Below are 26,148 nucleotides of genomic sequence, written 5' to 3'. Positions count from 1 at the left end.
TCGTGCGTCCGAGCACAACGTGTTTCGCCCCTCGAATCACACTATGGCCGTCTCGGCGAGGACCTGCGTGGAGCGCATGTACGACTCGTCGTGACCGGCTAAATCCAGCCTCTGCGGCTTCGTTTAACACCTACTCACCGCTCACCAGGAACAGCAGAGATGAACGAGCCGAGCCCGCCTGGTCCAGCCCTCGCCACTGCCCTGGTGATGCTGTCCAGAGAGCGCTTGTTCGATGAGCGTCTTTACCAACCTCTGGGCAACCATCCGCACAAGGAGTCAACGTCATGAGCGCCGCAACTCTCCACGACCTGATCGGCGTAGGCTTCGGCCCGTCCAACCTAGCCCTGGCCACCCCGCAGCTCAAGGCACCGGTGTTCCTGCAAGGCTTCTGCGAGGCCACCCACGGCTTGAGCGACACCTTGCTTTCGGTGTTGCCAATGCCTAGCGAAGAGATCGGGGAAGCCCTCTATGCCGCCCTGGATCTTTCCAACAGCGCGCACAAGGCGCTGACCAAACCCCTCGCCAGCGTTGTCTGATCAACTCAGGAGCCCATCATGTCCCAGCCCACCCGCGGCGCCGTGCAGGATCTTTTCGCCCTGCTCAAGCCGTTCAAATATACCGTCGCGCTGTCCGTCATCCTGGGCATGGTCGGCGGCCTCAGCATCACCTTCCTGCTGGCCACCATCAACCGGGCCCTGCACGACGACACCGGCCTGACCCAGGGGGTGGTCTGGGGCTTCGCCGGGCTTTGCCTGGTGGCCCTGGCCAGCTCGGTGTTTTCCGACATCGGCAGCAACCGGGTGGGCCAGAACATCATCGCCGCCTTGCGCAAGGAACTGGGCGAGAAGGTGCTGTCGGCGCCCATCGAACAGATCGAGCGCTATCGCAGCCATCGACTGATCCCGGTGCTGACGCACGACGTGGACACCATCAGCGATTTCGCATTCGCCTTCGCGCCACTGGCGATCGCCCTGACCGTTACCCTTGGCTGCCTGGGCTACCTGGCGATGCTGTCCTGGCCGATGTTCCTGCTGATGCTGGCGGCCATCGCACTCGGTACCGTCGTGCAGTACATCGCGCGGTCCAAGGGTATTCGAGGGTTCGTCGCGGCACGTGATGCCGAAGATGAACTGCAACGTCACTACAATGCGATCGCCGGAGGCGCCAAAGAGCTGCGCATCCACCGCGCTCGCCGCCAGCGCATGTTCAGCCGCAACATCCAGGGGACGGCCGACCAGATACGCGATATCCAGATCCGCTCCATCAATACCTTCGTTATCGCCAAGACCTTCGGCTCGATGCTGTTCTTCGTGGTCATCGGCCTGGCGCTTGCCCTGCAATCCCTGTGGCCGAGCAGCGACAAGGCAGTGATGAGCGGGTTCGTGCTGGTGCTGCTGTACATGAAGGGCCCGCTCGAATACCTGATAGGCACGTTGCCCATCGTCAGCCGGGCTCAGATCGCCTTCCGCCGGATTGCCGAGCTGTCCGAGCAGTTCTCCTCCCCCGAGCCACACTTGCTGCTCGAAGACAAAGCCAGCCAGCTGCCCGCCTTGCGTACCCTCGAGCTGCATGACGTGCGCTTTGCCTTTCCTCCGGTCGACGGCAATGCACCATTTACCCTGGGGCCGGTGAATCTGCAGATCCGCCAGGGCGACATCGTTTTCATCGTCGGCGAGAACGGCTGTGGCAAGACCACCCTGATCAAGCTGCTGCTAGGTCTGTACCCGCCGCAAAAAGGCGAGATACGCATCAACGATCAGGCCATCACCGCGCTGAACCGCGATGATTATCGCCAGCTGTTCACCACCATCTTTTCCGATTACTACCTGTTCGACGACCCCTTCCTGGGGGCCCAGCAGGTACCGGAAAGCGCCGAGGTCTATCTCAAGCGACTGGAAATCGCGCACAAGGTGAGCATCCGCGACGGCAGTTTCACCACCACCGACCTCTCGACCGGGCAACGCAAGCGGCTGGCACTGATCAACGCCTGGCTCGAAGAACGCCCGGTGCTGGTGTTCGACGAGTGGGCTGCGGACCAGGACCCGACATTCCGACGCATTTTCTACACCGAACTGCTGCCCGAGCTGAAGCGCCTGGGCAAGACAATCATCGTCATCAGCCATGATGACCGTTATTTCGATGTCGCCGATCAGCTGGTGCGCATGGAGGCCGGCAAGGTGGTGGTCGAGGCGTGCGTCGCCTGATGCGATAAAAGCGAAACATTTGCATTCCGGTTTGTCACCCGCCGTGCGTCATACCCGTAGTCAACACAAAAACAGATCTGCCCAGCCTATCCACTCAACATCTACAACGAGCACCGAAATGCCCACCCACCTTCGATTGAATCACTTGACCCGGGCGCTTGGCCTTCGACGCGCTTTCAACGTACAACTGCCGGCGCTGGCAGTGACTCTGGCCCTGCCCCTGGCCGCCCTGGCGCAAGATCAGCAACTGACCTTGAGTATCCCGGCACAGCCATTGAGCTCGGCGCTTAAGGCATTTGCGCAACAGACCGGCGTGCAGGTGTTGTATGAGCCTGATGCCGTGCAGAATCTGCGCTCGGGTGCGTTGAATGGTCGCTACAGGCTGGATGAGTCGGTACGTATTCTGTTCAGGGAGAGTGGCCTGCGCTATCAGTTGCGCGACAACACCTTGACCTTGCAGGCGACCCATGAGGGTGACAGCGCAATGCTCCTCGATGCCACGAGCATCCAGTCCGCTGCCTTGGGTGCAACTACCGAAAACACAGGCTCGTACACCACAGGTGTGACCAGCACAGCCACCAGGCTGGGGCTGTCGCCACGCGAGACGCCCCAGTCGGTCAGCGTCGTCACCCGCCAACAGATGAACGACCAGAACATGCAGTCCCTGGAAGACGTGGCCATGGCCGCGACAGGGATCAATACCGTCAAAGGTTTCGGTACCGAGCGCCCACTGTATTACTCGCGAGGATTCCAGGTGGACGACCTGCAGGTCGACGGCCTGCCAACCAGCGTGACCGAAAGCTTCTCGATGGACGTCATGTCCGTGAACAACATGGCCATGTACGATCGAGTCGAGATCGTGCGCGGCGCCAATGGCCTGCTGCAAGGTGCGGGCAACCCGTCGGCGGCCATCAACATGGTGCGCAAGCGGCCTACCCGGGACTATCAGCTCAAGGCCGAGATAGGTGCAGGTTCATGGGATAACTACCGGACCCAGCTGGATGTCGGTGGCCCGTTGAATGCCGAAGGGACCCTGCGCGGTCGAACGGTACTGATGTACAACAACCGCAATAGCTACCAGGACTACGCTGGCAAGGAAAACCAGCTGTTCTATGTAATCGGCGAAGCGGATCTGAGTGACTCGACCACCTTGACCGTCGGTGGATCGCTGCAGCAAGACAACAACAACGGCTATGACTGGGGTGGGCTGCCGACCCACAAGGACGGCAGCTTCTATGACTTTTCCCGCTCGACGTCCCTGGCCGGCAAATGGGCCTATCTGGACAAGCTGAACCGCAACGTCTTCGCCGATATCAAGCACTCCTTCAACGAAGACTGGAACCTGACCGTCGCGACCAATCTCATCTGGTCCAATGCGGATTTTCTGGCACAGGTCGGCTATCACACCCCCAACAGCGACTCGATAATGGAGTACTTCCCCAACAGCGCCAGATACGATGACGAGCAGATCAACCTGGACGCAGCGCTGAACGGCGCATTCAACCTGGGGGGCCAGAAGCATGAAGTGGTCGTGGGCACGAGCATGCGCCGCGATCGACTGCAGTACGTGACCGGCTCGCCTGCCATCAACCCCAAGGTAGACGTACTCGACTTCAACTCTTCGCAGTTTCCCAAACCGGAAATTGTCGGCGATCTCACACCAAGCCGCCATGTGCGCAAGGACAAAGGGATCTACGCGGCTACCCGTCTCAATCCTACCGACGACCTCCACGTGATCCTCGGTAGCCGCTTGAGCTGGGTCGATTACGATACCCAAGGGCCATGGGAAACCGACCGATTCAAGGAAGACCGCAAGGTCATTCCGTACGGCGGCATCGTTTATGACCTCACTGATCAGGCCTCGGTCTACGCCAGTTACACCGAAATCTACAAACTGCAAAGCAACTACAGTGTCGACAACAAGCTGCTCGCCCCCACGACGGGTAGCAACTACGAGATCGGCCTGAAGAACGAGCTGTTCGACGGTAGGCTCAACACCTCCCTGGCGCTTTTCCAGGTCGATCTGACGGGTCTGCCCCAGGTTGTTCCCGAGGCAGGCCGTGTCTGCGGACCGAACCGCGATGCACGCTGCTATACCGAAGGGGCCAAGGTGCGCAACCAAGGTTTCGATGCTGAAGTGTCGGGCGAGCTGATGCCTGGATGGAATGCGTCGATGGGTTACACCTACAGCCATCCCAAGTACGTTGCCGGAGCCAGCAAGGGCGACACCTACGGCACGGAAAACTCGCCTCAGCGACTGTTCAAGGCGGCTACCACCTATCAGCTGCCGGGTGAGCTGGACCAATGGCGAGTGGGTACCAGCATCTATCACCAGAGCAAGCTGTACCTGAACAACATCACTCAGAACGCTTACAACCTGGTCGATCTCAACGCCAACTTTCGCGTCAACCAGAATGTCAGCGTCCAGTTGAACCTCAACAACGTGTTTGACGAGAAGTACTACACAGCCATCTTCAGCCCAGACACCGGCAACTACTACGGCGCCCCGCGCAATTTCGCGCTTACCCTGCGCTACGAAAACTGATCTGCCCTGCGCCAGCCACCTCCGAGCCTGGGCTCACAGGTGGCTGGCGCCTTGCCCTCCTCCTTTGAACACCACCTGACCAGTCCATTCAGCAGGCCCCGTGCAAGCGTGCTTGCCCTATGCCCCTGACTGACCGCAATGCTCATTGCCAGGCCAGTCCGGGGCTGGAGATTTATCGGGCTTTGGCGATCAGCGCAAGCAGGCTGTCGACCAACCGCTCGTAGACGGTTGAAACTTCTGCAGTCACTGACATCATGCGCAGCAGGTCGTGGGTCATGTCCTGTGCCAGGATGATGTCCACCTCCACTGCGCAGGCTTGCAATCGCTCGGCGTATGCTTGCCCTTCATCCAACAGCGGATCCAGGCCGGCCAGCAAGATGATGGCTGGAGCGACACCGCTCAGGCTCTCTGCCCGCAATGGAGAGAAACGCCAGTCGTGACGATCCAGGGGTTCGCGGGCATAGAGGTCATAGAACCATTCGAGCGTTTCGTCCTCCAGCAAGTAGCCCTCCCCGAACAGGGTGCGCGAGGCGTATTCGCCCCCCGCATCCGTGACCGGGTAACACAACAATTGCCCGATTGGCCGGACCGCGGCAGCCTTGCCTTGCCTGGCGGCATGCAGGGCCAGGGTGGTGGCCAGGGTCGCGCCGACGCTGTCGCCGGCAAGGACGACGCGTTGCAGGTCCAGGCCCTTTGCCCGGGCCAGCGACGGCAGCGCCTGGAGCACATCCCAGCCGTCCTCGAAAGCCGTTGGGAAGCGGTGCTCGGGAGCCAGGCGATAACCTACCGAAACCACCGCGCAGCCTGACCGTGCACACAGCTCACGGCATACGCCATCATGTGAATCCAGGCTGCCGACGACAAAGCCGCCCCCGTGAAAATACACCAGCACCGGCAGCGGCTGGCTATCGGCCTGCGCAGGTTTGTACACACGCAACGGCAAAGCCGCACCATCGCGTGCTGTACAGGTCAGCACAGCGAGCTCCAGGTTCTGCGGCGTGTGCCAGCGCAGACGCTGCGTGGCCAGCTCGAAACTCGCGCGTGCCTGCACCGGACCAAGCCGATGCAAGGCCTGATCCTGTGGGTTCATTGCAACCATATCGAGAAACGCTTCCAGATCGTTGTTCAACTTGATATTCCTTGAGAAAAACCGCTTGGCGCTTGCCCTCAGGCAGCGCCATTCACGCAGAGACAGTGATCAATCAGCAGTTCAAGTTCTTCGCGGTAGCTTTCCATCAAGGCGTCGATGGTCTGCGCCCGATACCGGCGCTTGCTGTAGACACATCGCAACGAAAGTGAGCCATCGTAGACCTGACCGACGATTTCCAACCAGTTGGCCAGGCGCGCCCTCGGGCTATAGCAGTCGCCTGATCCTTCCGGGGCGGGCTCGAGCAAGGCCTGCTTATCGAAGCTTTGGTCGAACTGACCGAAATAGTTGAACGTCACGCGCGGTTGAGCTGCAGCCGCCAAGCGCTCGCGCATCCGAGGTTCGCCCAGGTAACGCAACACGCCATAGCCGACACCCTTGTCCGGTACCGCCGCCAGTTGTCGTTGCGTCGCCTGAATCGACTCACCGACCGCCGCAGCATCTCCAGGAACGAGGCGTACCGGGAACATACTGGTGAACCAGCCCACTGTGCGGGACAGATCAACGCCTTCGTAAAGGTCTTCGCGACCATGTCCTTCGAGCTGGATCAATGCGGCATCTTCACCACTCCAACGGCACAGCACACGTGCCAGAGCAGCCAGCAGAATGTCGTTCACCTGGGTGCGATAGGCGGCAGGCGCCTGCTTGAGCAACTGCGCAGTCTTTTCCCGAGTCAGGTAGAGATGGGCGGCCGCCTGCTCGCTGACCTGATTGCGCCCGCGCGGGTTGTCGCAAGGAAGCTCGCTCGACAGCGGTTCGAGCTGAGCAAGCCACCAGTCACCCTGCTGAGCGGCAATCGATGCAGCCTGTGTCCGCAAAAGTTCTGCCCAAGCCCTGTAGCTGGTGGTGCGAGCAGGCAATGCCGGCGTAGCGCCCTGGGTACAGGCTTGGTAGGCCCGCTGCAGATCCTCGAGCAGTATCCGCCATGACACACCGTCCATGACCAGGTGATGGATGACCAGCAACAGTCGCGCCTGCCCATCGGCAAGCTGTACGTGCAAAGCCCGCCAGACAGGTCCATCGACAAGCCCCAGGCTGCGTTGGGCTTGATTCGCCAGCGCCATCAGCGCCTGCTCATCACACGCCTGTTCACGCTGCAACAGCGGTTGCCTGGCCTCATCGGATGTCAGGTAGCGTTGCAGCCAACGACCGTTCTCCTCGACGAAGCGAAGCCGCAGGGCGTCATGGTGCTCTTCGATGCATGCAAGCGCTTTATCGAGCGCATCCAGGTCCAGATTGATGCGCGGCTTGAGCATCAGGGCCTGGTTGAAGTGCGCCGGGTCCGGAAGCTCCTCGGCGAACATCCACTCCTGGATGGGCAGCAGATTGAACAGGCCGTCGACCGCTCCGGTGTCGGCGGCCTGCACGGGCGCACGATCGGCCTGGTCCTGCTTGCCGACGATCGCTTCGATGGTCTGGTAACGCAGCACATCACGCAGTTTGAGTTCCATGTCCAGGGTCGGGTGATTCCTCACCCGAGACACGACTTGCAGGCTGAGAATGGAGTCGCCACCGAGCTCGAAGAAGTTGTCCGTTATGCCGACGGAATCGACCTGCAACACCTCCTCCCAGATCTGCGCCAGCAACCGCTCCTGCTCGTTGCGAGGAGCGACATGCCCTGAGGACTCGAATATCGGCTCCGGCAAGCGCTTGCGGTCGAGCTTGCCGTTCGGTGTAACCGGGAACGCGGACAACACGATGATCTGCGCCGGCACCATGTACTCTGGCAATTCGGCGGCCAATACGGCTCTTAAAGCCTTCGCCAGACTCGCCTCGTCACCTACCACATACCCGATCAGTTGCTTGCCCACCGACGTTTCGTGCACCACCACCACAGCGTCCCGCACCCCGTCCTGGGTGCGCAGCACGGCTTCGACTTCACCCAGTTCGATCCGGAAACCCCTGATCTTGACCTGGTTGTCGATACGGCCCACGTAGTCGACCGTGCCGTCATCCCGTCGACGCACCAGGTCACCACTGCGGTAGATACGAGCTCCGTCCTTACCAAGCGGGTCAGGCACGAAGCGCTCCGCCGTCAGGCCAGGGCGGCCGTAATAGCCGCGAGCCACCCCGTCGCCGCCGATCATCAATTCACCCGCAAAGCCCGGAGGCAGCGGATTGAGTTCGTCATCGAGTACGCGAAGGGAGCGCCGACCTACGGCATGGCCGATAGGTGCATAGGCAGCCAAACAATGACCGTCGCCAGGCACCTTCCACAGAAGCGGCGTCACCACCGTTTCGGTCGGGCCGTAGCCATTGGTCATCCAGGAAGGCTTGAGCGCCGCCCTGACCTGCTCGAACGTCTGTTCGGGCACCGCATCGCCACCGAAGCAGTAGATCTGCACCGGTGGCGGCTGATCGCCGCTGGCCTGTACCGACTCTGCCAGTTGCTTCAGGTAGGCCGGCGGGAAACAGGCGATGGTGATGCGCTGGCGCCACAAGGCCTCCAGGGTCTGCTCCACGGTCCACAAGTCGCCGTCGCGAATAACCAGCGTGCCACCACTGAGCAGGGTACTCAGCCAGCGTTCCTGAGCCCCGTCGAAGGCGAACGACATGAAATGCAGTTCGCGCGTCGAGGGCCCCATTTCATATCGTTCAACGATAGCCTGGCAATGCCGACTCAATGGCCCCTGAGCGACGGCCACGCCCTTGGGCTTGCCAGTCGAGCCTGAGGTATAGATCAGGTAGGCCAGGTTGCCATCTTCGATGGCCGCGGGAGGCAGCACGATCTGCGGGGCAAGCTGATCGCCATCAGGCTCGACGACTTGTACGCGTTCCAGTGACGGCAGGCGCTGAAGCAGCGAGTGGCGCGTCACCAGCATTTTCATGCCCGAATCCTCGATCATCCAGGCCAGACGATCAGCCGGATACTCGAGATCCAGAGGTACATAGGCCGCGCCCGTCTTCATGATCGCCAGCAATGTCACGACCAGCTCCAGCGACCGCTCCAGGGCCACGCCGACGATCACTTCGGGCGCGGCACCCTTGAGCCGCAGCACTGTGCACAGTTGCTCGGCCTGCCGCTCCAGCTCCGCGTAGGTGAGGCTTCGCTCGGCACACACCAGCGCGATGGCATCAGGTTGGCGCTGAGCGTGTGCTGCGATCGACTGCGCCAATGTCTGCGCACCATACGCCGTCGCAGGCTCTGCGCCCCATCGCGCTGCCTGCTCCAGTTGTGCAGGCAGCAAGCACTGGAGGTTGCCGAGGCGCGCCTGCGGCTGGCTCAGCATCGCGTCCAGCGTGGCTTCCATGGTCTGCCGGATGCCTTGTACCGACGCTTCACTGAAGCTGTTGCGCAGGTACAGGTATTCGATCGACAAGGTGTCGTTGAGATGCACGGCCAAGTCCATGGGGACGTTGGTGACACCCACGCCACTGGATTCGCCAAAACCCACTTCGGTATCGGACGACTCGCGCATGCTCTCGTCGATCGGGTAGTTCTCGAACACGATGATGCTGTCGAACAGCGTCTGCCCGGGGGTACCGGACCACCTCTGGACATCGTTAAGTGGGGTATGCGACCAGTTGCGCAGTTCCAGGTTGTATGCCTGCAGGTCACGGAGCCAGTCTTCCAGGCAGGTGGTCGGATCAAGTTCCTGCGATACCGGCAACGTGTTGATGAACAGCCCCAAGGTACTGTCAGCGCCCGGCAGCGACTCTGGCCGACCGGCGACGGTCGCCCCGAAGGTGACTGCAGACTTGGCCGTGTAGCGCTGCAGCAACAGCAGCCAGGCGCCCTGGATCACGGTATTGGGCGTGATCCTCAGGCTTCGGCAGTAATCCTGCAGGCGCGTCGTCCACGCTTTGTCCCAGCGCGAATAGAGCGCGTTGTGCCCGGTTTCGATAGAGCTGTGTCGCGGGTGAATCGTCTGGGCCAGCAAGGTAGGTTCGACACCTGCCAGGCTTTCACGCCAGAACACCTCCTGCCGCCCCTTGTCCTGGGACTGCAGCCACGCGATGAAATCACCATAGCGACCGACATTGCCGGACACCGGTTTGCCGGCGTAGTGCTGCATGACCTCGGCAAACAGACGGGATGTGCTCCAGCCGTCCATCAGGATGTGGTGGCTGGTCCAGACCATGTGATAGGTGTTCGAGTCCAGCTTCACCAGCAACAACCGATGCAGAGGCGCCTGGGTCAGGTCGAAACCGTTCAGCCACTCTTCATGGGCAAGCGCCTGCAAGGTGGCTTCAGGCGCCTCGCTGCCCTGCAGATCGATTTCCCGTACGGGCATCTGCGCATGTGCATGGACAACCTGCAGCGGTTCGGCCAGGCCGGCCCAGTGGAAACTGGTGCGTAGCACCTCGTGACGCGCGGTTACCGCTGCCCATGCCTGAATGAAAGGTGCCGTCTTCAGGCCAGTCACCGGCAGGCTGACCTGATGGATATACAGCCCTTCACCCTTCTCCTCGATAGAATGGAACAGCATGCCTTGCTGCATCGGCGAGAGCGGGTAGACATCTTCGATGACGTCGACGGACAGGGGCAGCAATGCGCGCTGTTCTTCACTGACGACGACACGTGCAATGACCGGCGCTTCGGATACTGGCGCCTGGCGCTCCAACGTCGCGGCCAGTTGAGCGATGGTCTGCTGCTCGAATACCCGTTTAGGCGAGACGTCGTAACCCGCGAGCCGCGCCTTGCTGGCGATGCGGATCGACACGATCGAGTCGCCACCGAGTTCGAAGAAGTTGTCGTGGATACCGACCTGCTCCCGCTGCAAGATTTCTTGCCAGATCAGCGCCAGGGCGCCTTCGACCTCGTTGCTCGGAGCAGTGTATTGCTGCGCGGTAGCCTTGAGTTCGGGCATTGGCAGGCGCTTGCGGTCCAGCTTGCCGTTGGGTGACAGCGGCATGCTGTCGAGCAGGACGTAATGGTAAGGCACCATGTAATCCGGCAACCGTCGAGCCAGCACGGCCTTTACATCGTTCAGGTGGTCATCTCGGTCGATGACGACAAATGCCACCAGTTGCTTGCCCGTCGCGAGATCGATTGCCAGGACTGCGGCTTCCTTCACGGCCGGGTGCTCCAGCAGGCTCGCTTCGATCTCGCCGAGCTCGATACGCAGGCCGCGGATCTTCACCTGATGGTCGATCCGCCCAGCGTATTCGATCACGCCGTCTTCACGCTGGCGCGCCAGGTCACCCGTGCGGTAAAGACGCTCCCCGTCACCAAAGGGGCTGACACAGAAACGCTCGGCCGTCAGCATCGCGCGCTCATGGTAACCGCGGGCCAGGCCGATACCGCCCAGATACAGCTCGCCTGTAACGGGCGGCGGCACGGGATTGAGCTCATCGTCGAGAATGTAGGTACGCAGGTTGGCGATCGGTCGGCCGATCGGGACGCTGTGACTCTGTTCGTCCACACAGTGCCAATGGGTTACGTCGATGGCCGCTTCGGTAGGCCCATACAGGTTGTAGAACTGGGTACCCGGCAGCAATGCCATTGCGCTGCGTTGCAGCTCCAGCGGCAGCGCCTCGCCGGAACACATCACCTGCCGTAGCGACGCACAGGCAGCCTGCGGGCTATCGCCACTGATGAAGGCCTGCAGCATCGACGGCACAAAGTGCAACGTGGTGATCGCTTCGGCCTCGATCAGACGCATCAACAGCGCCGGGTCGCGATGTTCGCCCGGTTTGGCAAGCACCAGGCGGGCTCCCGTCATCAAAGGCCAGAAGAACTCCCAGACCGATACATCGAAGCTGAAAGGGGTTTTCTGCAGGACCTTGTCATCGGCGCCCAATGCGTAAGCGTCCTGCATCCAGAACAGTCTGTTGAGCAGCGCTTCATGGGTATTGGCCGCACCTTTTGGCTTGCCGGTCGAGCCCGAGGTGTAGATCACGTAGGCAAGATTGCCAGGGTGCCCTGCAAACGCCAGGTTGTCAGCCTCGCGCGGCAGGTAGTCGTCCGGCTCATCGAGCATCATGGTCTGGACATGTGGACAGGCAGGCAGCTGAACATCTCGATGGGTCAACAGCAGCTGGATTCGGCTGTCTTCGATCATGTACGCCAGACGGTCCTGCGGATACTCAGGGTCGAGGGGGACATAAGCCCCTCCTGCTTTCAGGATCGCCAGCAATCCCACAACCATGTCCACCGAGCGCTCCAGGGCAATGCCGACCAATGCGTCCGGCCCCACCCCGCGCTCGCGCAAGCTGTGCGCCAGGCCGTTGGCGCGGGCATTGAGCTGCCGGTAGGTGAGCTGCTGCCCGGCAAATACCAGTGCGATAGCGTCGGGCTGTTGCTGTGCCTGTGCCTCGAACAGCTGGTGCACGCAATGCGAGCCAGGATACTCGACCGTCGTGTGGTTCCACTCCTCCACGATGCGACGGCGTTCATCCACGCCCAACATCGGCAGCTCGGCGATCAGGCGCTGCGGCGTCTGGATGATCGCATGCAGCAGATTGGCGAAGTGAACGGCAATTTGCTCGATGTCCCGGTCGCTGAAGCTCGAACGGTCATAGCTGTAGTGAACGGACAACTGCGTGCCCAGGCCGATGGCCAAGGTCAAGGGGTAGTTGGTCTGCTCGTGAATGTGCGTGTCGTTGAACGTCAAGCCTGCAGGAGCGCCTTCGCGCAGTGCCTCGGAAACGGGATAGTTCTCGAACACCAGCAAGGTATCGAACAGCCCCTCCGCAGACACGCCCGCCAGGCGCTGGACATCATACAGCGCGGTGTGTTCATGCTCACGCAATGCCAGGTTCCGACCCTGCAGCTCGGTGACCCATTGTTCCACGGTCATCGTCGGCTGCAGCCGGTTGATCACCGGCAACGTATTGATGAACAGCCCCAGCTGATGCTCCGAGCCGGGCACTTCCGCCGGTCGGCCGGCGACCGTGGCGCCCACGGCGACACATTCCTGGCCAGTATGGCATTGCAGCAGCAACAGCCAGGCCGCTTGCACTAGCGTATTGACGGTGACCCGTCGCTCACGGGCAAATTCACTCAGCGACGCCTGCCAGTCCAGCACCTGATAATGGTCGGCATAACCGCTGTCCTTGCCCGACTTGCCTTGTCGGAACACTTGCGCCAGATGTGTCGGCTCCTGCAGATCCAGCAGTTGCTCCCGCCAGAAAGCGTCGCTGCTATCCTTGCTCTGGGCCTGCAGCCAATGGATGTAGTCACGATAGCGTCCAGGCTTGCGCTCGGCCGGTTGCCCCGCATAGTGCTGCAGCACCTCGCCTAGCAACTGCGAGTTGCTCCAGCCATCCATGAGAATATGGTGGCTGGTGTAGATCAGGTGATGGCTGTCGTGCCCTGTACGGATCGCGGTGATCCTGAGCAACGGATCACTCTGCAGGTCGAAGCCCTTGCGCCGATCGTTCTCGGCCCAGAGGGAGAGCTCCCGCTGCAGATCCTTGTGCGCCGACCAGTCGAGCTCGATGCAAGGTATCTGCACCTGCTGACGGATGATCTGCAAAGGCTGCTCGAACAAAGTGATGAAGCTGGCACGCAGGACGTCATGCTGCGCCGCCATCGCTTGCCAGGCCTGATCGAAGCGCGCCACGTCCAGGCCCTGCACGTCGACGCGCATCTGGTTGATATAATCGCCGGTCTGCTCATAGGCGCTGTGGAACAACATCCCCTGCTGCATCGGCGACAAGGGGTAAATGTCCTCGATCCCGGCGACGGCGACAGGCAGCGCGTCAAGTTGCGCCTGGCTCAAGCTGCACAGCGGGAAATCCGAAGGCGTCCTGCCGAACGCATCTGCGGACACGCAATGATCAATCAGTTCCTGCAGTTCCCGAGCGTATTCGGCTGCCAGTCGTTCGACTGTCGTGACGTCGAACATGGCTTGGCTGAAGGTCCAGTTCAGGCTCAGCTCACCTTTGAATATCTGCCCATCGATCGATAACCAGTTGCCCAGCGGCGCCGTCTCGCCCCGGCTTGCGCCACTGTGCTCGGCGGCAGGTACCAAAAAGGCTGCCTCGTGGAGCTCGCCGGCAGGCTCGTCGAAGCTGCCATCGAACTGCCCGAGGTAATTGAAGGTGATCCTGGGCGGTGCCAATGTCGCCAGGGCCTGGCGCGCCTCCCGATCGCCCAGATAGCGCAGCGCGCCGAACCCAAGACCTTTGTTGGGAACCGCCCGCAACTGCTCCTTGATGGTCTTGATCGAGGTGTCCATCGCTTCGCTGGTGCTGAGCCTGACCGGGAACATGCTCGTGAACCATCCCACGGTGCGGCTGAGGTCGACCGTATCGCACAGTTCTTCACGACCATGCCCTTCCAGTTGCACGAGCACATCTTCCTGCTTCGTCCAGCGGGCGATCACCCGGGCCAGGGCAGTCAACAACAGGTCGTTGACCTGGGTGCGATAAGCCCTAGGGGCGTGCTGCAGGAGCTGGCGGGTGTAGCGCTGATCGAGCCGTGTCCGGGCGACAGCTGCATGCCTGGCCTGCAGTGAACCGTAAGCGTTGTCGCAAGGGAGCGTGGCATCGACATCCGCTGACAGTGCCTGCCAATAAGGCAGTTCACTGCGCAGTACCTCGCTGTTGGCGTAATTCTGCAACGCCTCGGCCCATGCCTTCACGGAACTGGTCTTGGCCGGCAGGGCAATGGTCTGACCGAGCTCCGCCTGGCGGTAGGCAGCTTGCAGGTCTTCGAGCAGAATTCGCCATGAAACGCCATCCACGGACAGATGGTGGATCACCAGCAACAGCCGCTGGGTACCGTCGGGCAGGTCTGCCAGGACGGCTCGCAGCAGTGGCCCTTGCTGCAGATCAAGGCTGCGTTGCGCCTTATCGCACAGCGCCGGCAGTTCGGACGGGTGCTGAAGTTGCGCTTGCCACAGACAATCCGCCTGGGCTGGCTCGCCGATCTCGCGATAGCAGGCGGACCAAGAGCTGTCATCCTCCTGCGCGAAGCTCACGCGTAATGCATCGTGATGGGCCAGCAGCGCTTGCAGGGCGCGGTCGAGCACATTGCTGTCCAGGGCCTGGCCGGGCTTGAGCAAAAGGGCCTGGTTCCAGTGGTGACGATCGGCGATGTCATCGTCGAAGAATGCCTGGTGGATCGGCAGCAGCTGCAGGTGTCCCTGCACGGCGCCCTGATCGATCTGCATGGCCGGGGTCTGCCCCTTGCCGACCACTGCCGCCAGCCCTTCGACTGTCTGGAGCTGGAATAGCTGCTTGGGAGTGAATGTCATGCCCTCGCGTCTGGCCCTGCTGACCACCTGGATCGAGATGATCGAGTCGCCGCCCAGTTCGAAGAAGTTGTCGGTAGCCCCTACCCGTTCAAGCTTGAGAACGTCTGCCCAGATCGCTGCGATTCGTTGCTCGAGAGGGTTGCGCGGCGCCACATGGTTTTTCTGCCGCCGACGTTCATCCGGGCGTGGCAGTGCCTTGCGATCCAGCTTGCCGTTTGGGGTCAGCGGCAGGGCATCGACGAACAGCAGATGACTGGGGACCATGTAATCCGGCAATGTGGCCTTGAGGTGCCGGCGCAGGTGCTCTTCCAGTTCGCCAGCATGTACATCGACCACCAGATAGGCGGCCAACTGCTTGGCACTCGGCCCATCGATATCGATCACCACGGCCTCGCGCACGCTGTCGTGCTCCAGGAGCTTGGACTCGATCTCGCCAAGCTCGATGCGCAAACCGCGAATTTTCACCTGATGGTCGAGGCGGCCGGCGTATTCGATCACGCCGCCCGAGCGGTACCGCGCCAGGTCACCGGTGCGATACAGGCGCGCACCGCCCTGCTCGCTCCGATCATACGGGTCGGGCACGAATCGCTCAGCCGTAAGCCCCGGACGGCGATGATATCCACGCGCCAGACCCACGCCGCCCAGGTAGAGTTCACCAGCAGCACCTTGCGGTACCGGCAGCAAGGCGCTGCTGAGGATATGCGTCTTGAGGTTATCGATAGCGGTGCCGATCGGCACGCTGCCATTGGCTTGCGCCTGGCAAGTCCAGTGAGTGACGTCGATTGCCGCTTCCGTCGGGCCGTAAAGGTTGAAGAGCCCGGCGTGCGGGAGCCTCGCCAGGACTTGCTCGGAAAGGTCTGCAGGCAATGCCTCGCCACTGCAGACCACTCGCTTGAGTGTCTCGCACAGCTCTACATGCTCGCTGGTCATGAATGCCTGGAGCATGGACGGAACGAAATGCAATGTGGTGATCTTGTAGTGTCTGATCGACTCGACCAGGCGTTCGGGATCACGGTGATCGCCAGGTCGAGCCACCGCCAGCCGCGCGCCGGTGAACAGTGGCCAAAAGAACTCCCACACCGATACGTCGAAGCTGAAGGGGGTCTTCTGCAGCACGGTGTCGCCATGATCCAGACCGTAGGCCTTCTGCATCCACCAGAGCCGGTTGACCAGCGCCTGATGGGTGTTGCCCGCGCCCTTGGGCCTGCCGGTCGAACCTGAGGTGTAGATCACATACGCCAGATCGGCCGGCAGGTTGAGATTGACAGGGTCGGCATCGCTATAGGCAGCCAGCCAGTCCTCTGCGCCATCGAGCACGATGCAGGCGACGCTGGGATCGATCGGCAACTGGTCGCGCAGAGCGCTCTGAGTCAGCAGCAAGCGGATGCCGCTGTCCTCCATCATGTAGGTCAGGCGTTCGGCCGGGTACTCTGGATCGAAAGGCACATAGGCGCCCCCGGCCTTGAGCACGGCGAGCAGTCCGACCACCATCTCCAACGAACGCTCCACCGCGATGCCTACCAGCACGTCCGGGCCTACGCCTTGGTCGCGCAACGCGTGGGCGAGCCGGTTGGCGCGCTGGTTCAGTTGACGGTAGGTCAATACATCCTCGCCGAACACTACCGCAGGGGCCTGCGGCGTCGCGCGGGCTTGCGCTTCGATCAGCTGATGCATGCCTTGGTCGGCAGGATAGGACGCTTGAGTGCTATTCCATTGCTCCACTATCTGCTGATGCTCCTGCGCGCCCAGCATCGGCAACTCGGCGACAAGCTGCCAAGGTCGCTCGGCGATCGCCTGCAACAAATGGGTCCAATGCGAAGCCATGCGAGCGATCGACGACGCTTCGAACAGCGCCGTAGCGTAGTTGAGCTCTACCGCAATCCCACGCTCATGCTCGACTGTGTTCAGCGTCAGGTCGAACTGGGCGGTCTGTCGCTCCCAGCCGATGCCTTCGACATGCAGACCCTGCAGGCGCCGGGCATCTCCCTTGGACTGTGTCTGGTGGTTGTACATGACTTGGAACAACGGGCTGTGGCTCAGGCTCCGTTCCGGGTGCAGCGCTTCGACCAATTGCTCGAAGGGAAGGTCCTGATGAGCTTGGGCCGCCAGCATGGTCTTGTGCATCTGGCCGAGCAGGCCAGTGAATGTAAGCGAGTCATCGAACTCGGCCTTGAGGACCTGGGTGTTGACGAAGAAGCCGATCAGACGCTCGGTTTCGACCCGATTGCGATTGGCGATGGGAATACCGACACGCACTTCATCCTGACCCGAGTAGCGATGCAGCAGGGTCTGGAAACTGGCCAGCAGCAGTGTGAAAAGCGTCACTCCCTGCTGTTGCGCCTGCTGCTTGAGCGCGCCGGCAAGCGCTGCTTCGAGCTCGAACTTCAGGCTGGCGCCCTCGAAACACTGCGTCGCCGGACGCGGCCGGTCGCTGGGCAGTTCCACCACCGGATGTTCATCCCCCAGGTGCGCCTGCCAGTACGCCAGCTGGCGCTCCTGCTCACCCGCTTCCATCCAGTGCCGTTGCCAGATGGCATAGTCGGCATACTGGATGGGCAGCGGTGCCAGCGCCAGGGTGTCGCCGGTACATGCGTGGGCGTAAAGCTCGATGAGCTCGTCGACCAGCACCTGCATTGACCAGCCATCGGTAGCGATGTGGTGCAGGGTGATGATCAGAACATGATCATCCTCTTGCAGACGCAGCAACCTGACTCGCGTCGGCCACTGGCGCTCCAGATCGAAGGGCGTTCGAGCCTCGGCTTCGACCCATGCCTTGAGCTGAGGGTCGATTGCACCAGCCCCCCCGATATCGACAGCTTGCGCTTCAAGCTCGAACGACTCCGAAGGGTGAATGACCTGCACAAGCTGCTCGTCGTCGTGCACGAACGTCGTACGCAGGGTCTGGTGCCGCACGATCAAGGCCTGAAAGGCGCCACCCAGGGCATCGATATCCAGGTCTCCCTGCAGCCTCAGCGCGATAGGCAGGTTGTAGGCCGTGCTCTGCGGATCCATCTGCCACAGGAACCATTGACGCTGCTGGGCGAACGATACCGGGACGCGGTCGAATAGCGACTGAGTGCAAGGCACTGGCAAGTTGGCCGGGGAGATGTTCTCGGCGTGCATCTTCTGCAGATACAGCTTGCGCTTGGCCAGTGGCAGCGTGACAAAACGCTTGGCGATATTCAGCGCGGCATCGTTACTCATTCATTCACCTCGAACTCTTCAAAAAGCATATCCAGACGCTGCAGTTTTTCGTCGAAAGCCGACGCGTCGCCGATGGATTCGATGTATCTGGCGAAATCGCCAAGGACCGGATGCAGGAAGAGAACGGCCGGTTCCACGGTCAGTCCCAGCGAAAGTTGCAAGCGCGAGAGCACCGACAGCGCCAGCAGCGAGTGCCCTCCCAGCTCGAAGAAATTGTCATTGAGACCGACCTTCTCGACATTCAGCAGCTGCGCCCAAACGGCAGCGATCTGCTGCTCCACCTCGCTCTGCGGCGCGACATACCCTTGCTGCGATACACCGATATCAGGCTGGGGCAAGGCTTTACGGTCGAGCTTGCCGTTGGGTGTCAGCGGTAGCGCATCGAGCCAGGTGAGGTACGCGGGAACCATGTAGTCCGGCAAGGTCGCGCGCAGCTGTTCGCGCAGATGGCGACGCAGGGCACTGCGTTGTTCGTCCGTCGCGACCGCTTCGCCGCTCGAGACCAGGTAGCCGGCCAGTTGCTTGCCGCCAGGGCCATCGATGTCGATGACCACTGCCTCGCGCACCGCAGGATCATCGATCAACCTTGCCTCGATCTCGCCCAGTTCGATGCGATAGCCACGCACCTTCACCTGGTGGTCGATGCGGCCCACGTACTCGAGCAGCCCATCGCTGCGATAGCTGGCCAGGTCACCGGTACGGTAGAGCCTGCCACCGCCCTGCCCGCTGCGATCGTATGGATCCGGGACGAAGCGCTCGGCCGTCAATGCGGCGCGACGTTGATAACCCCGGGCCAGGCCATCGCCACCGATCATCAGTTCCCCGGCAATGCCGGTCGCGGCTGTCGAAAGGTCGTGCGCCATGACCTGCAAGGTCGTGTTGGCGATCGGCTTGCCCAGCAACGGCAAGGGGTGGTGGTTGTCCAGGCAGTACGCCGCCGACCAGATCGTCGTCTCGGTTGGCCCGTACAGGTTCCAGATGCGCCCGGACAGCGGCAGCAGCTGCTCGGCGAGGTCGACAGGCAGTGCCTCACCGCCACTGATGACCTTGCAACCGCGCAAGCTCTGCGCAGGCAGCGCCTGCAGCAGCATGCGCCAGGTCGAAGGTGTGGCCTGAATGGTGGTGATGGCGTGGCGCTCGATCACAGCCTGCAGCGCCGACGGATCCTTGTTCTGGCGCTCGCCGATCAGCACCACCGAAGCCCCGGCCAACAACGGCAGGTACAGCTCCAGGCCGGCAATGTCGAACGACAGCGAGGTCAGCGCCAGGACCCGATCGCGGGCGTCGATCCCCGGCTCGACCGCCATGCTGGCGAGGAAGTTGACCAGTGCCTGGTGGCGCACCTCGACCCCCTTGGGCCGACCGGTGGAACCGGAGGTGTAGATGCAATAGGCGAGATGCTCGGGATGCTGCACGATGCCGAGGTTCTCGCCATCAAAGGCCTCGACCTGATGCCAGTCGCTGTCCAGGCACCAGGTCTGCGCGCTGTGCGCGGGCAACTGCGGCAGCAGATGGCTGAGGGTCAGCAGCAGATGCGCCCCGCTCTGTTCCATCATGTACCCCAGGCGCTCGCGGGGATACTCCGGGTCCAATGGCACATAGGCGCCACCGGCCTTGAGGATCGCCAGCAGGCCAACGACCATTTCCACCGATCGCTCGAGCGCAATCGCGACCAGAACATCCGGCCCGACGCCCAATGTGCGCAGCTTGCCCGCCAGGCGGTTGGCCCGCTGATTGAGCTGGCGATAGCTCAAGGTCTGCTCGGCAAACAGCAGTGCCAGGGCCTCAGGGGTGCGCGCGACCTGCATTTCGAACAGCTCGGGCAGGCTGCGCTCATGCGGGTACTGCATCTGGGTACGGTTCCAGTCGTGGACGATGCGCTGTCGCTCTTCGTCATCGAGCATCTGCAGTTCACCGACAGGGGTATCGGCGTGCTGTACCAGAGCGCGCAGCAGATTGGCAAAGTGCCGGGCGATCTGCTCGACGCCGGTGTCGCCGAGGTGGCTGCGGTCGTAGTGGTAATGGACCGTCAGGGCATTGCCCGACTCGATCATCAGCGTCAACGGATAGTTGGTCCGCTCGCGATTCTGCGTGCCTGAAAACGCCAGGCCTGCGCTGGAGCCCTGCTGCAGGACTTCACCGACCGGGTAGTTCTCGAACACCAGCAGCGTGTCGAACAACTGCTCACCGGCCGAGCCCGCCCAACGCTGAATGTCATAGAGCGGCGTGTGTTCATGTTCGCGCATGCTCAGGTTCTGCGCCTGCAGACGTTCGACCCACTCCCCCACCGGCAGGTCAGGCTGCAGTCTGGCTGCCACCGGCAAGGTATTGATGAACAGGCCCAACTGGTGCTCGACGCCGCGCAGGTCTGCCGGCCGTCCGGCAACCGTGGCACCGAATGCCACGCCTTCCTGACCGGTATAGCGGTGCAACAGCAACAGCCAGGCTGCCTGCAGCAACGTGTTGATCGTCACCCGCCGCTGCCTGGCAAACGCGCTCAACGCCTGGAAGCACGCTGCGTCGAGCGTCTGATGATATTCGCCATGGCCAGCATCCGCGCGGCTACGATCCAGGCGCAGCGCCTGGGCCAGTCGCGTGGGCTCGGTGAGGTGCAGCAATTGCTGGCGCCAGAACGTCTCGCTCTGCTCGGCATCCTGGCGCTGCAGCCATTCGATATAGTCGCGGTAGCGGCCTGCCGGTCGTTCCAGGGCAACGCCCGCGTAGTGCTGCAACACCTCGCCCAGCAGCTGCGCATTGCTCCAGCCATCCATCAGGATATGGTGGCTGGTGAAGATCAGGTGATGCCGCTCGCTGCCTGTCTGGATGACCGTCAGTCGCAGCAACGGCGCCGCCTGCAGGTCGAAGCCACGCCGACGATCGGCCTCGGCCCAGGTATCCAGACGCCCCTCGAGGTCATCCTGCGCGGCCCAGTCAAACACGTCGAAAGGCAGCTCGACGTGTTTGCGAATCACCTGCACCGGGCGTTCCAGGTTGGCGACGAACGCGGCGCGCAACACGTCGTGTCGATCCAGCATTGCCTGCCAGGCAAGCTTGAAACGCTCGATGTCCAGGCCCGAAACGTTGACGCGCATCTGATTGACATACTCACCCTGGCCCTGCTCGAAGACCGTGTGAAACAGCATGCCCTGCTGCATGGGCGAAAGCGGATAGATGTCTTCGATTGCACCTGCCGGGATCGGCAAGGCATCCAGCTGGGCCTGATCCAGCGCCGCCAGCGGGACATCGGACGGTGTAAGGGCGCCGACGCCCTGGCTGACGCAATGGTCGATCAACGCCTGAAGTTCGCTGACATAGTCGTCGGCCAGGGTCTGGACCGTGGCGCGGTCGAACATGTCCTGACTGAACGTCCAGGCCAGGCTCAGTTCGCCGGCGTAGACCTGCCCGTTGATGGACAGCAGGTTCTCCAGCAAGGCCTCGGCAGACTGGCTGGCACCGCTGCTTTCTTTGGCTGGCTGGAGGAATCGCTCGGTGCCCGGGGCCGAGCTTTCGGCGAAGGTACTGTCAAGCTGCCCCAGGTAATTGAACGTGATGGGTGGCACTGGCAGGCGAGCCAGCACATCGCGTGCGTGCGAATCCCCCAGATACCGCAGCGCGCCATAGCCGACGCCCTTGTCGGGGATCGCGCGAAGTTGTTCCTTGATCTGCTTGATCGAGGCATCAAGGCCCGACGCCGCGGTCAGCTTCACCGGGAACAGGCTGGTCAGCCAGCCGACAGTGCGGGTCAGGTCGACCACATCGAAGAGGTCTTCACGGCCATGCCCTTCCAGTTGCACCAGCACTTCATCGCGTTGGGTCCAACGGCCGATCACGCGGGCCAGGGCGGTCAGCAGCAAGTCGTTGACCTGGGTGCGGTAGGCCGCTGGCGCCTGTTGCAACAGCCGTGACGTCTGCTGCCGGTCAAGGCGCGCATGCACCGTCGCGGCGTGGCGGCCATGCAGCGATCCATCAGCCCGGTCCTGAGGCAGTTGCGCCTCGACCCCTTGCAACTGCGACTGCCAATAACCGAGCTCTGCCTGCACTGCATCGCTCTGCGCGTGGGCCTGCAGCCGTTCAGCCCAGGCTTTGGTCGAAGTGGTCCTGGCGGGCAGCACGGCAGGTTGACCTGCCACGTGACGGTCATAGGCGTTCTGCAGGTCTTCCAGGAGAATGCGCCAGGACACGCCATCCACCGCCAGGTGATGGACAACCAGAAGCAGGCGCTGGCTGCCATCGGGCAGGATCGCCAATACACCGCGCAACAGCGGCCCCTGTTGCAGGTTCAGGCTGCGCTGTGCGCGTTCGCACAGGGCTTGCAGCGCTTCAGCGTCGGTCAGGGTTTCTGTCCACAGCAGCCCGGCCTCGACGTCGCCCGGGGCGCAATGAGCGGCGAGCCATGCACCTGCGTCCTGTTGTGGCGTGAAGCGCAGGCGCAACGCATCGTGATGCTCGAGCAGCGAGTGCAGTGCCTTCTCCAGCGCTGCGCCATCGATGAGCTTGGTCGAAGCAAGCAGGACCGCCTGGTTCCAGTGATGAGGCTCGGCGATCGACTGTTCGAGAAACGCCTGCTGGATGGGCAACAAGCGTGTCTCGCCGACCACCGGAGCCTGGTCGATCTGCGGGCCGCTGCCTTCCATGCGCGTGGCCACCGAGGCCAGCTCTTGTACGGTCTGATGCTGGAACAGCGCCTTGGGCGTGAAGCGGATCCCGACCTGTCTTGCCCGGCTGACGACCTGGATCGAGATGATCGAGTCCCCTCCCAGTTCGAAGAAGTTGTCCGTCACGCCGACCTGATCGAGCTTCAGGACCTCGGCCCAGATCGCCGCGATCTGTTGTTCCAGCTCGCTGCGCGGGGCCACGTAGCTGTCCTGCAAAGCGCTTGCGTCGGGCTTGGGCAGGGCCTTGCGGTCCAACTTGCCGTTGGCGGTCACCGGCAGGCGCTCGAGGAACAGCAGGTGGGTCGGGACCATGTAGTCGGCCAGCCCGAGCCTGAGGTGCTCGCGCAGTTCGCTGCGCAGTGCGTTCTGCTGCTGCGGGTCGGCCGGCGGTTCGCCGGCCACCACCAGGTAGCCGGCCAGTTGCTTGCCGCCTGGCCCGTCGATGTCCAGCACCACCGCCTCGCGCACGCTCGGGTGCTCGAGCAGGCGTGTCTCGATTTCGCCCAGTTCGATGCGCAGGCCGCGGATCTTCACCTGATGGTCGAGACGGCCTTTGTACTCGATCACCCCGTCGGCCCGATAACGTGCCAGGTCACCGGTGCGGTACAGGCGACCGCCGCCTTGGGCCGTGCTGTCGAAGGGGTCCGGGACGAAGCGTTCCGCGGTCAGCGACGGGCGCCGGTGATAACCACGGGCCAGGCCGACGCCGCCCAGGTACAGCTCACCGGCCGCTCGCGGGGCGACGCTCTGCAGCCCGGCGCCGAGGATGTGTGTCTTCAGGTTGTCGATCGGCCGGCCGATCGGCACGCCGCTCTCGCTGCCCGGGCGGCAGGTCCAGTGGGTGACATCGATGGCCGCTTCGGTCGGGCCATAGAGGTTGTACAACTGAGCGCCGGGCAGCCGCGCCAGGGTCTGTTGCGCCAGCTCTGCGGGCAAGGCTTCGCCGCTGCACACCACGCGCTTGAGGCCGCTGCAACGCTCGACCTCGGCGCTGCCCATGAACGCTTGCAGCATCGAGGGGACGAAGTGCAGCGTGGTCACCGCGTGCTGCCTGATCACCTCGACCAGGCGCTGCGGATCACGGTGTTCACCCGGCTGCGCCACGGCCAGGCGTGCGCCGACAAGCAACGGCCAGAAGAACTCCCAGACCGAGACGTCGAAACTGAACGGGGTCTTCTGCAGCACCGTATCGTCGGCGTCGAGGCCGTAGGCCTTCTGCATCCAGCACAGGCGGTTGACCAGGGCGCGATGGCTGTTGCCCGCGCCCTTGGGGCGGCCGGTGGAGCCGGAGGTGTAGATCACGTAGGCCAGGTTGTCCGGGCAGGTGGCGTGCACCAGGTTGGCGTCGCTGTAGCCCGGCAGCGGCTCGAGCAGCAGCGGCTGCACACCCTCGGGCACCGGCAACTGCGCCAGCAGGTGGGCTTGCGTCAGCAGCAGGCGGATGCCGCTGTCCTGCATCATGTAGGTCAGGCGCTCTGCGGGGTATTCCGGGTCCAGCGGCACATAGGCGCCGCCGGCCTTGAGGATGCCCAGCAGGCCGATGACCATCTCCACGCTGCGTTCGGCAGCGATGCCCACCAGCACGTCCGGCCCTACACCCTGCTCGCGCAGCTTGTGCGCCAGCTGGTTGGCGCGCTGGTTCAGTTGGCGATAGCTCAGTGTCTGCTCGGCAAATACCAGTGCCGGGGCGTCCGGGGTGGCGGCGACCTGGGCCTCGATCAGAGCCTGCAGGCACTGCTCGGCCGGGTACGCGACCTGGGTGCGGTTCCAGTCGTGGACCACCTGTTGCTGCTGCGCGGCATTCAACAGCGCCAGCTCGGCGATGCGCTGCTGCGGCTGGGCGACGATGGCGGCCAACAGGTCCTGCCAGTGCCCGGCGAGCTGGGCGATGGTGGCTTCGTCGAACAAGGCGGTTGCGTAGGTCAGGAACGCACCGATACCGTGCTCGTGCTCGAGGGTGTTCAAGGCCAGGTCGAACTGGGTGGTATGGATTTCCCAGTCGAGCGCCTCGAGGGTCAGGCCTGGCAGACGCCTTGTCTGGCCACGCCCCTCACTGGCGTGGTTGTGCATCACCTGGAACAACGGGCTATGGCTGAGGCTGCGCTCCGGCTGCAGGGCTTCGACCAGCTGCTCGAACGGCAGGTCCTGACGCGCCTGTGCGTCGAGCCCGGCCTGGTGGACCTGCTCGACCAGCGCGTCGAAGGTGGTGGTCAGGTCGAATTCGGCCTTGAGTACCTGGGTGTTGACGAAGAAGCCGATGAGGCCCTCGACTTCGCTGCGATTGCGGTTGGCGATCGGGACGCCGACACGGATATCGTTCTGCCCGCTGTAGCGGTGCAGCAAGGCCTGGAAGCTTGCCAGCAACACCGTGAAGAGGGTCACGCCCTGACGCTTGGCCAACAGCTTCAGCGAGTCGGCCAGCGCATCGCCGATGGCGATGTCGAAGCGTGCGCCTGCGTGACTCTGCACCGAGCCGCGCGGGCGGTCCAGCGGCAATTCGAGCACAGGTTGTTCGTCACCCAGACGCGCCGTCCAGTAGCCCAGTTGCTTCTCGCGTTCGCCCGCCTCCATCCATTGCCGTTGCCATAGCGCGTAGTCGGCGTACTGCACAGGAAGCGCCGGCAGTTGCAGCGCCTGTCCGGACCTGCCCGCCTCGTAAAAACGCACCAGCTCGTCGACCATGATCGGTGTCGACCAGCCATCGGAGACGATGTGGTGCAAGGTCAGGACCAGTACATGGTCATCCGCCGCCAGACGCAGCAGCTTGACCCGCAGCAGGGGGCCCTGCTCCAGGTCGAATGGCTGTTGAACTTCGTGCTCCACCCATGACTTCAGCGCCGCACTGGCGTCGGCACCGATGTCCTTGAGCGTTTCGATGACCAACGCGAAGGGCGCCTCGGGGTGAATCACCTGCACCGGTTGGTCACCGTCGAGGTGAATGGTGGTGCGCAGGGTTTCATGTCGAGCGATCAGGGCGTCAAAGCTGGCCTGCAGCGCCTGAAGATCGAGATCGCCTTTCAGGCGCAGGGCGACCGGTATGTTGTAGGCGCTGCCCTGGGGGTCCATCTGCCAGAGAAACCACTGCCGCTGCTGGGCGTAGGACAACGCCAGAACCTCCTCCGGCGCTCTCGCAGGGATCGGCGTGACTCCGTACAAGTTGATTCCCTGACGCTTCAGGAGCATGGCCAGAGCGTGACGCTCTTTGGTGGACAACGATTTGACGGAGTCGAGCAACGCTTGCACAGAT

6 protein-coding genes and 1 pseudogene are annotated in these 26,148 nt (G+C 62.6%); 4 read left to right on the top strand and 3 right to left on the bottom strand.

The genetic code is table 11. The annotated features are described in order from the left end of the window. Nucleotides 1–159: 159 nt before the first annotated feature. The 4 genes and pseudogenes from J3B00_RS26800 (at nucleotide 160) to J3B00_RS10550 (ending at nucleotide 4,749) form a co-directional block, all read left to right on the top strand. Nucleotides 160–288: a hypothetical protein gene (locus J3B00_RS26800; protein ID WP_281075256.1), complete on the top strand. Its 129-nt coding sequence runs from the start codon at nucleotides 160–162 to the stop codon at nucleotides 286–288. Nucleotides 289–344: 56 nt separating this feature from the next. After that, nucleotides 345–536 (top strand): annotated as a pseudogene (locus J3B00_RS10560) (ornithine monooxygenase); the annotation flags it as partial. Between the two features lie 18 nt (nucleotides 537–554). Further along, nucleotides 555–2,204, top strand: a complete 1,650-nt coding sequence (locus J3B00_RS10555) for a cyclic peptide export ABC transporter (RefSeq protein WP_209867424.1) — start codon at nucleotides 555–557, stop codon at nucleotides 2,202–2,204. A 118-nt stretch (nucleotides 2,205–2,322) separates the two neighbouring features. After that, on the top strand, nucleotides 2,323–4,749 hold the full coding sequence (locus J3B00_RS10550; protein WP_209867423.1) for a TonB-dependent receptor: 2,427 nt from the start codon (nucleotides 2,323–2,325) through the stop codon (nucleotides 4,747–4,749). A gap of 172 nt (nucleotides 4,750–4,921) precedes the next feature. Here J3B00_RS10550 and J3B00_RS10545 read toward each other — a convergent pair whose 3' ends face one another. The 3 genes from J3B00_RS10545 to J3B00_RS10535 are packed head-to-tail and all read right to left on the bottom strand — an operon-like array spanning nucleotide 4,922 to nucleotide 26,144. Then, on the bottom strand, nucleotides 4,922–5,884 hold the full coding sequence (locus J3B00_RS10545) for an alpha/beta hydrolase (RefSeq protein ID WP_209874753.1): 963 nt from the start codon (nucleotides 5,882–5,884) through the stop codon (nucleotides 4,922–4,924). A gap of 32 nt (nucleotides 5,885–5,916) precedes the next feature. After that, nucleotides 5,917–18,246 carry a non-ribosomal peptide synthase/polyketide synthase gene (locus tag J3B00_RS10540; RefSeq protein ID WP_209867422.1) on the bottom strand — a complete coding sequence of 4,110 codons (12,330 nt, stop codon included), beginning with the start codon at nucleotides 18,244–18,246 and terminating at the stop codon, nucleotides 5,917–5,919. Further along, nucleotides 18,243–26,144, bottom strand: coding sequence for an amino acid adenylation domain-containing protein (locus J3B00_RS10535; RefSeq protein WP_348635938.1), 7,902 nt, complete (start codon nucleotides 26,142–26,144; stop codon nucleotides 18,243–18,245). Before J3B00_RS10535 ends, J3B00_RS10540 begins: the two co-directional genes overlap by 4 nt. Nucleotides 26,145–26,148: the final 4 nt, after the last annotated feature.

Origin of the sequence: Pseudomonas sp. BP8 (genome assembly GCF_017875955.1) — a bacterium.
Classification (GTDB): domain Bacteria; phylum Pseudomonadota; class Gammaproteobacteria; order Pseudomonadales; family Pseudomonadaceae; genus Aquipseudomonas.
The sequence above is the reverse complement of the archived record's forward strand: the minus strand, read 5'-3'. Positions and strand labels throughout refer to the sequence as shown.

Coding starts and splice junctions, on each gene's coding strand:
- J3B00_RS26800 (WP_281075256.1), top strand. CDS start 160: ATGAACGAGCCGAGCCCGCCTGGTCCAGCCCTCGCCACTGCCCTGGTG.
- J3B00_RS10555 (WP_209867424.1), top strand. CDS start 555: ATGTCCCAGCCCACCCGCGGCGCCGTGCAGGATCTTTTCGCCCTGCTC.
- J3B00_RS10550 (WP_209867423.1), top strand. CDS start 2,323: ATGCCCACCCACCTTCGATTGAATCACTTGACCCGGGCGCTTGGCCTT.
- J3B00_RS10540 (WP_209867422.1), bottom strand. CDS start 18,246: ATGAGTAACGATGCCGCGCTGAATATCGCCAAGCGTTTTGTCACGCTG.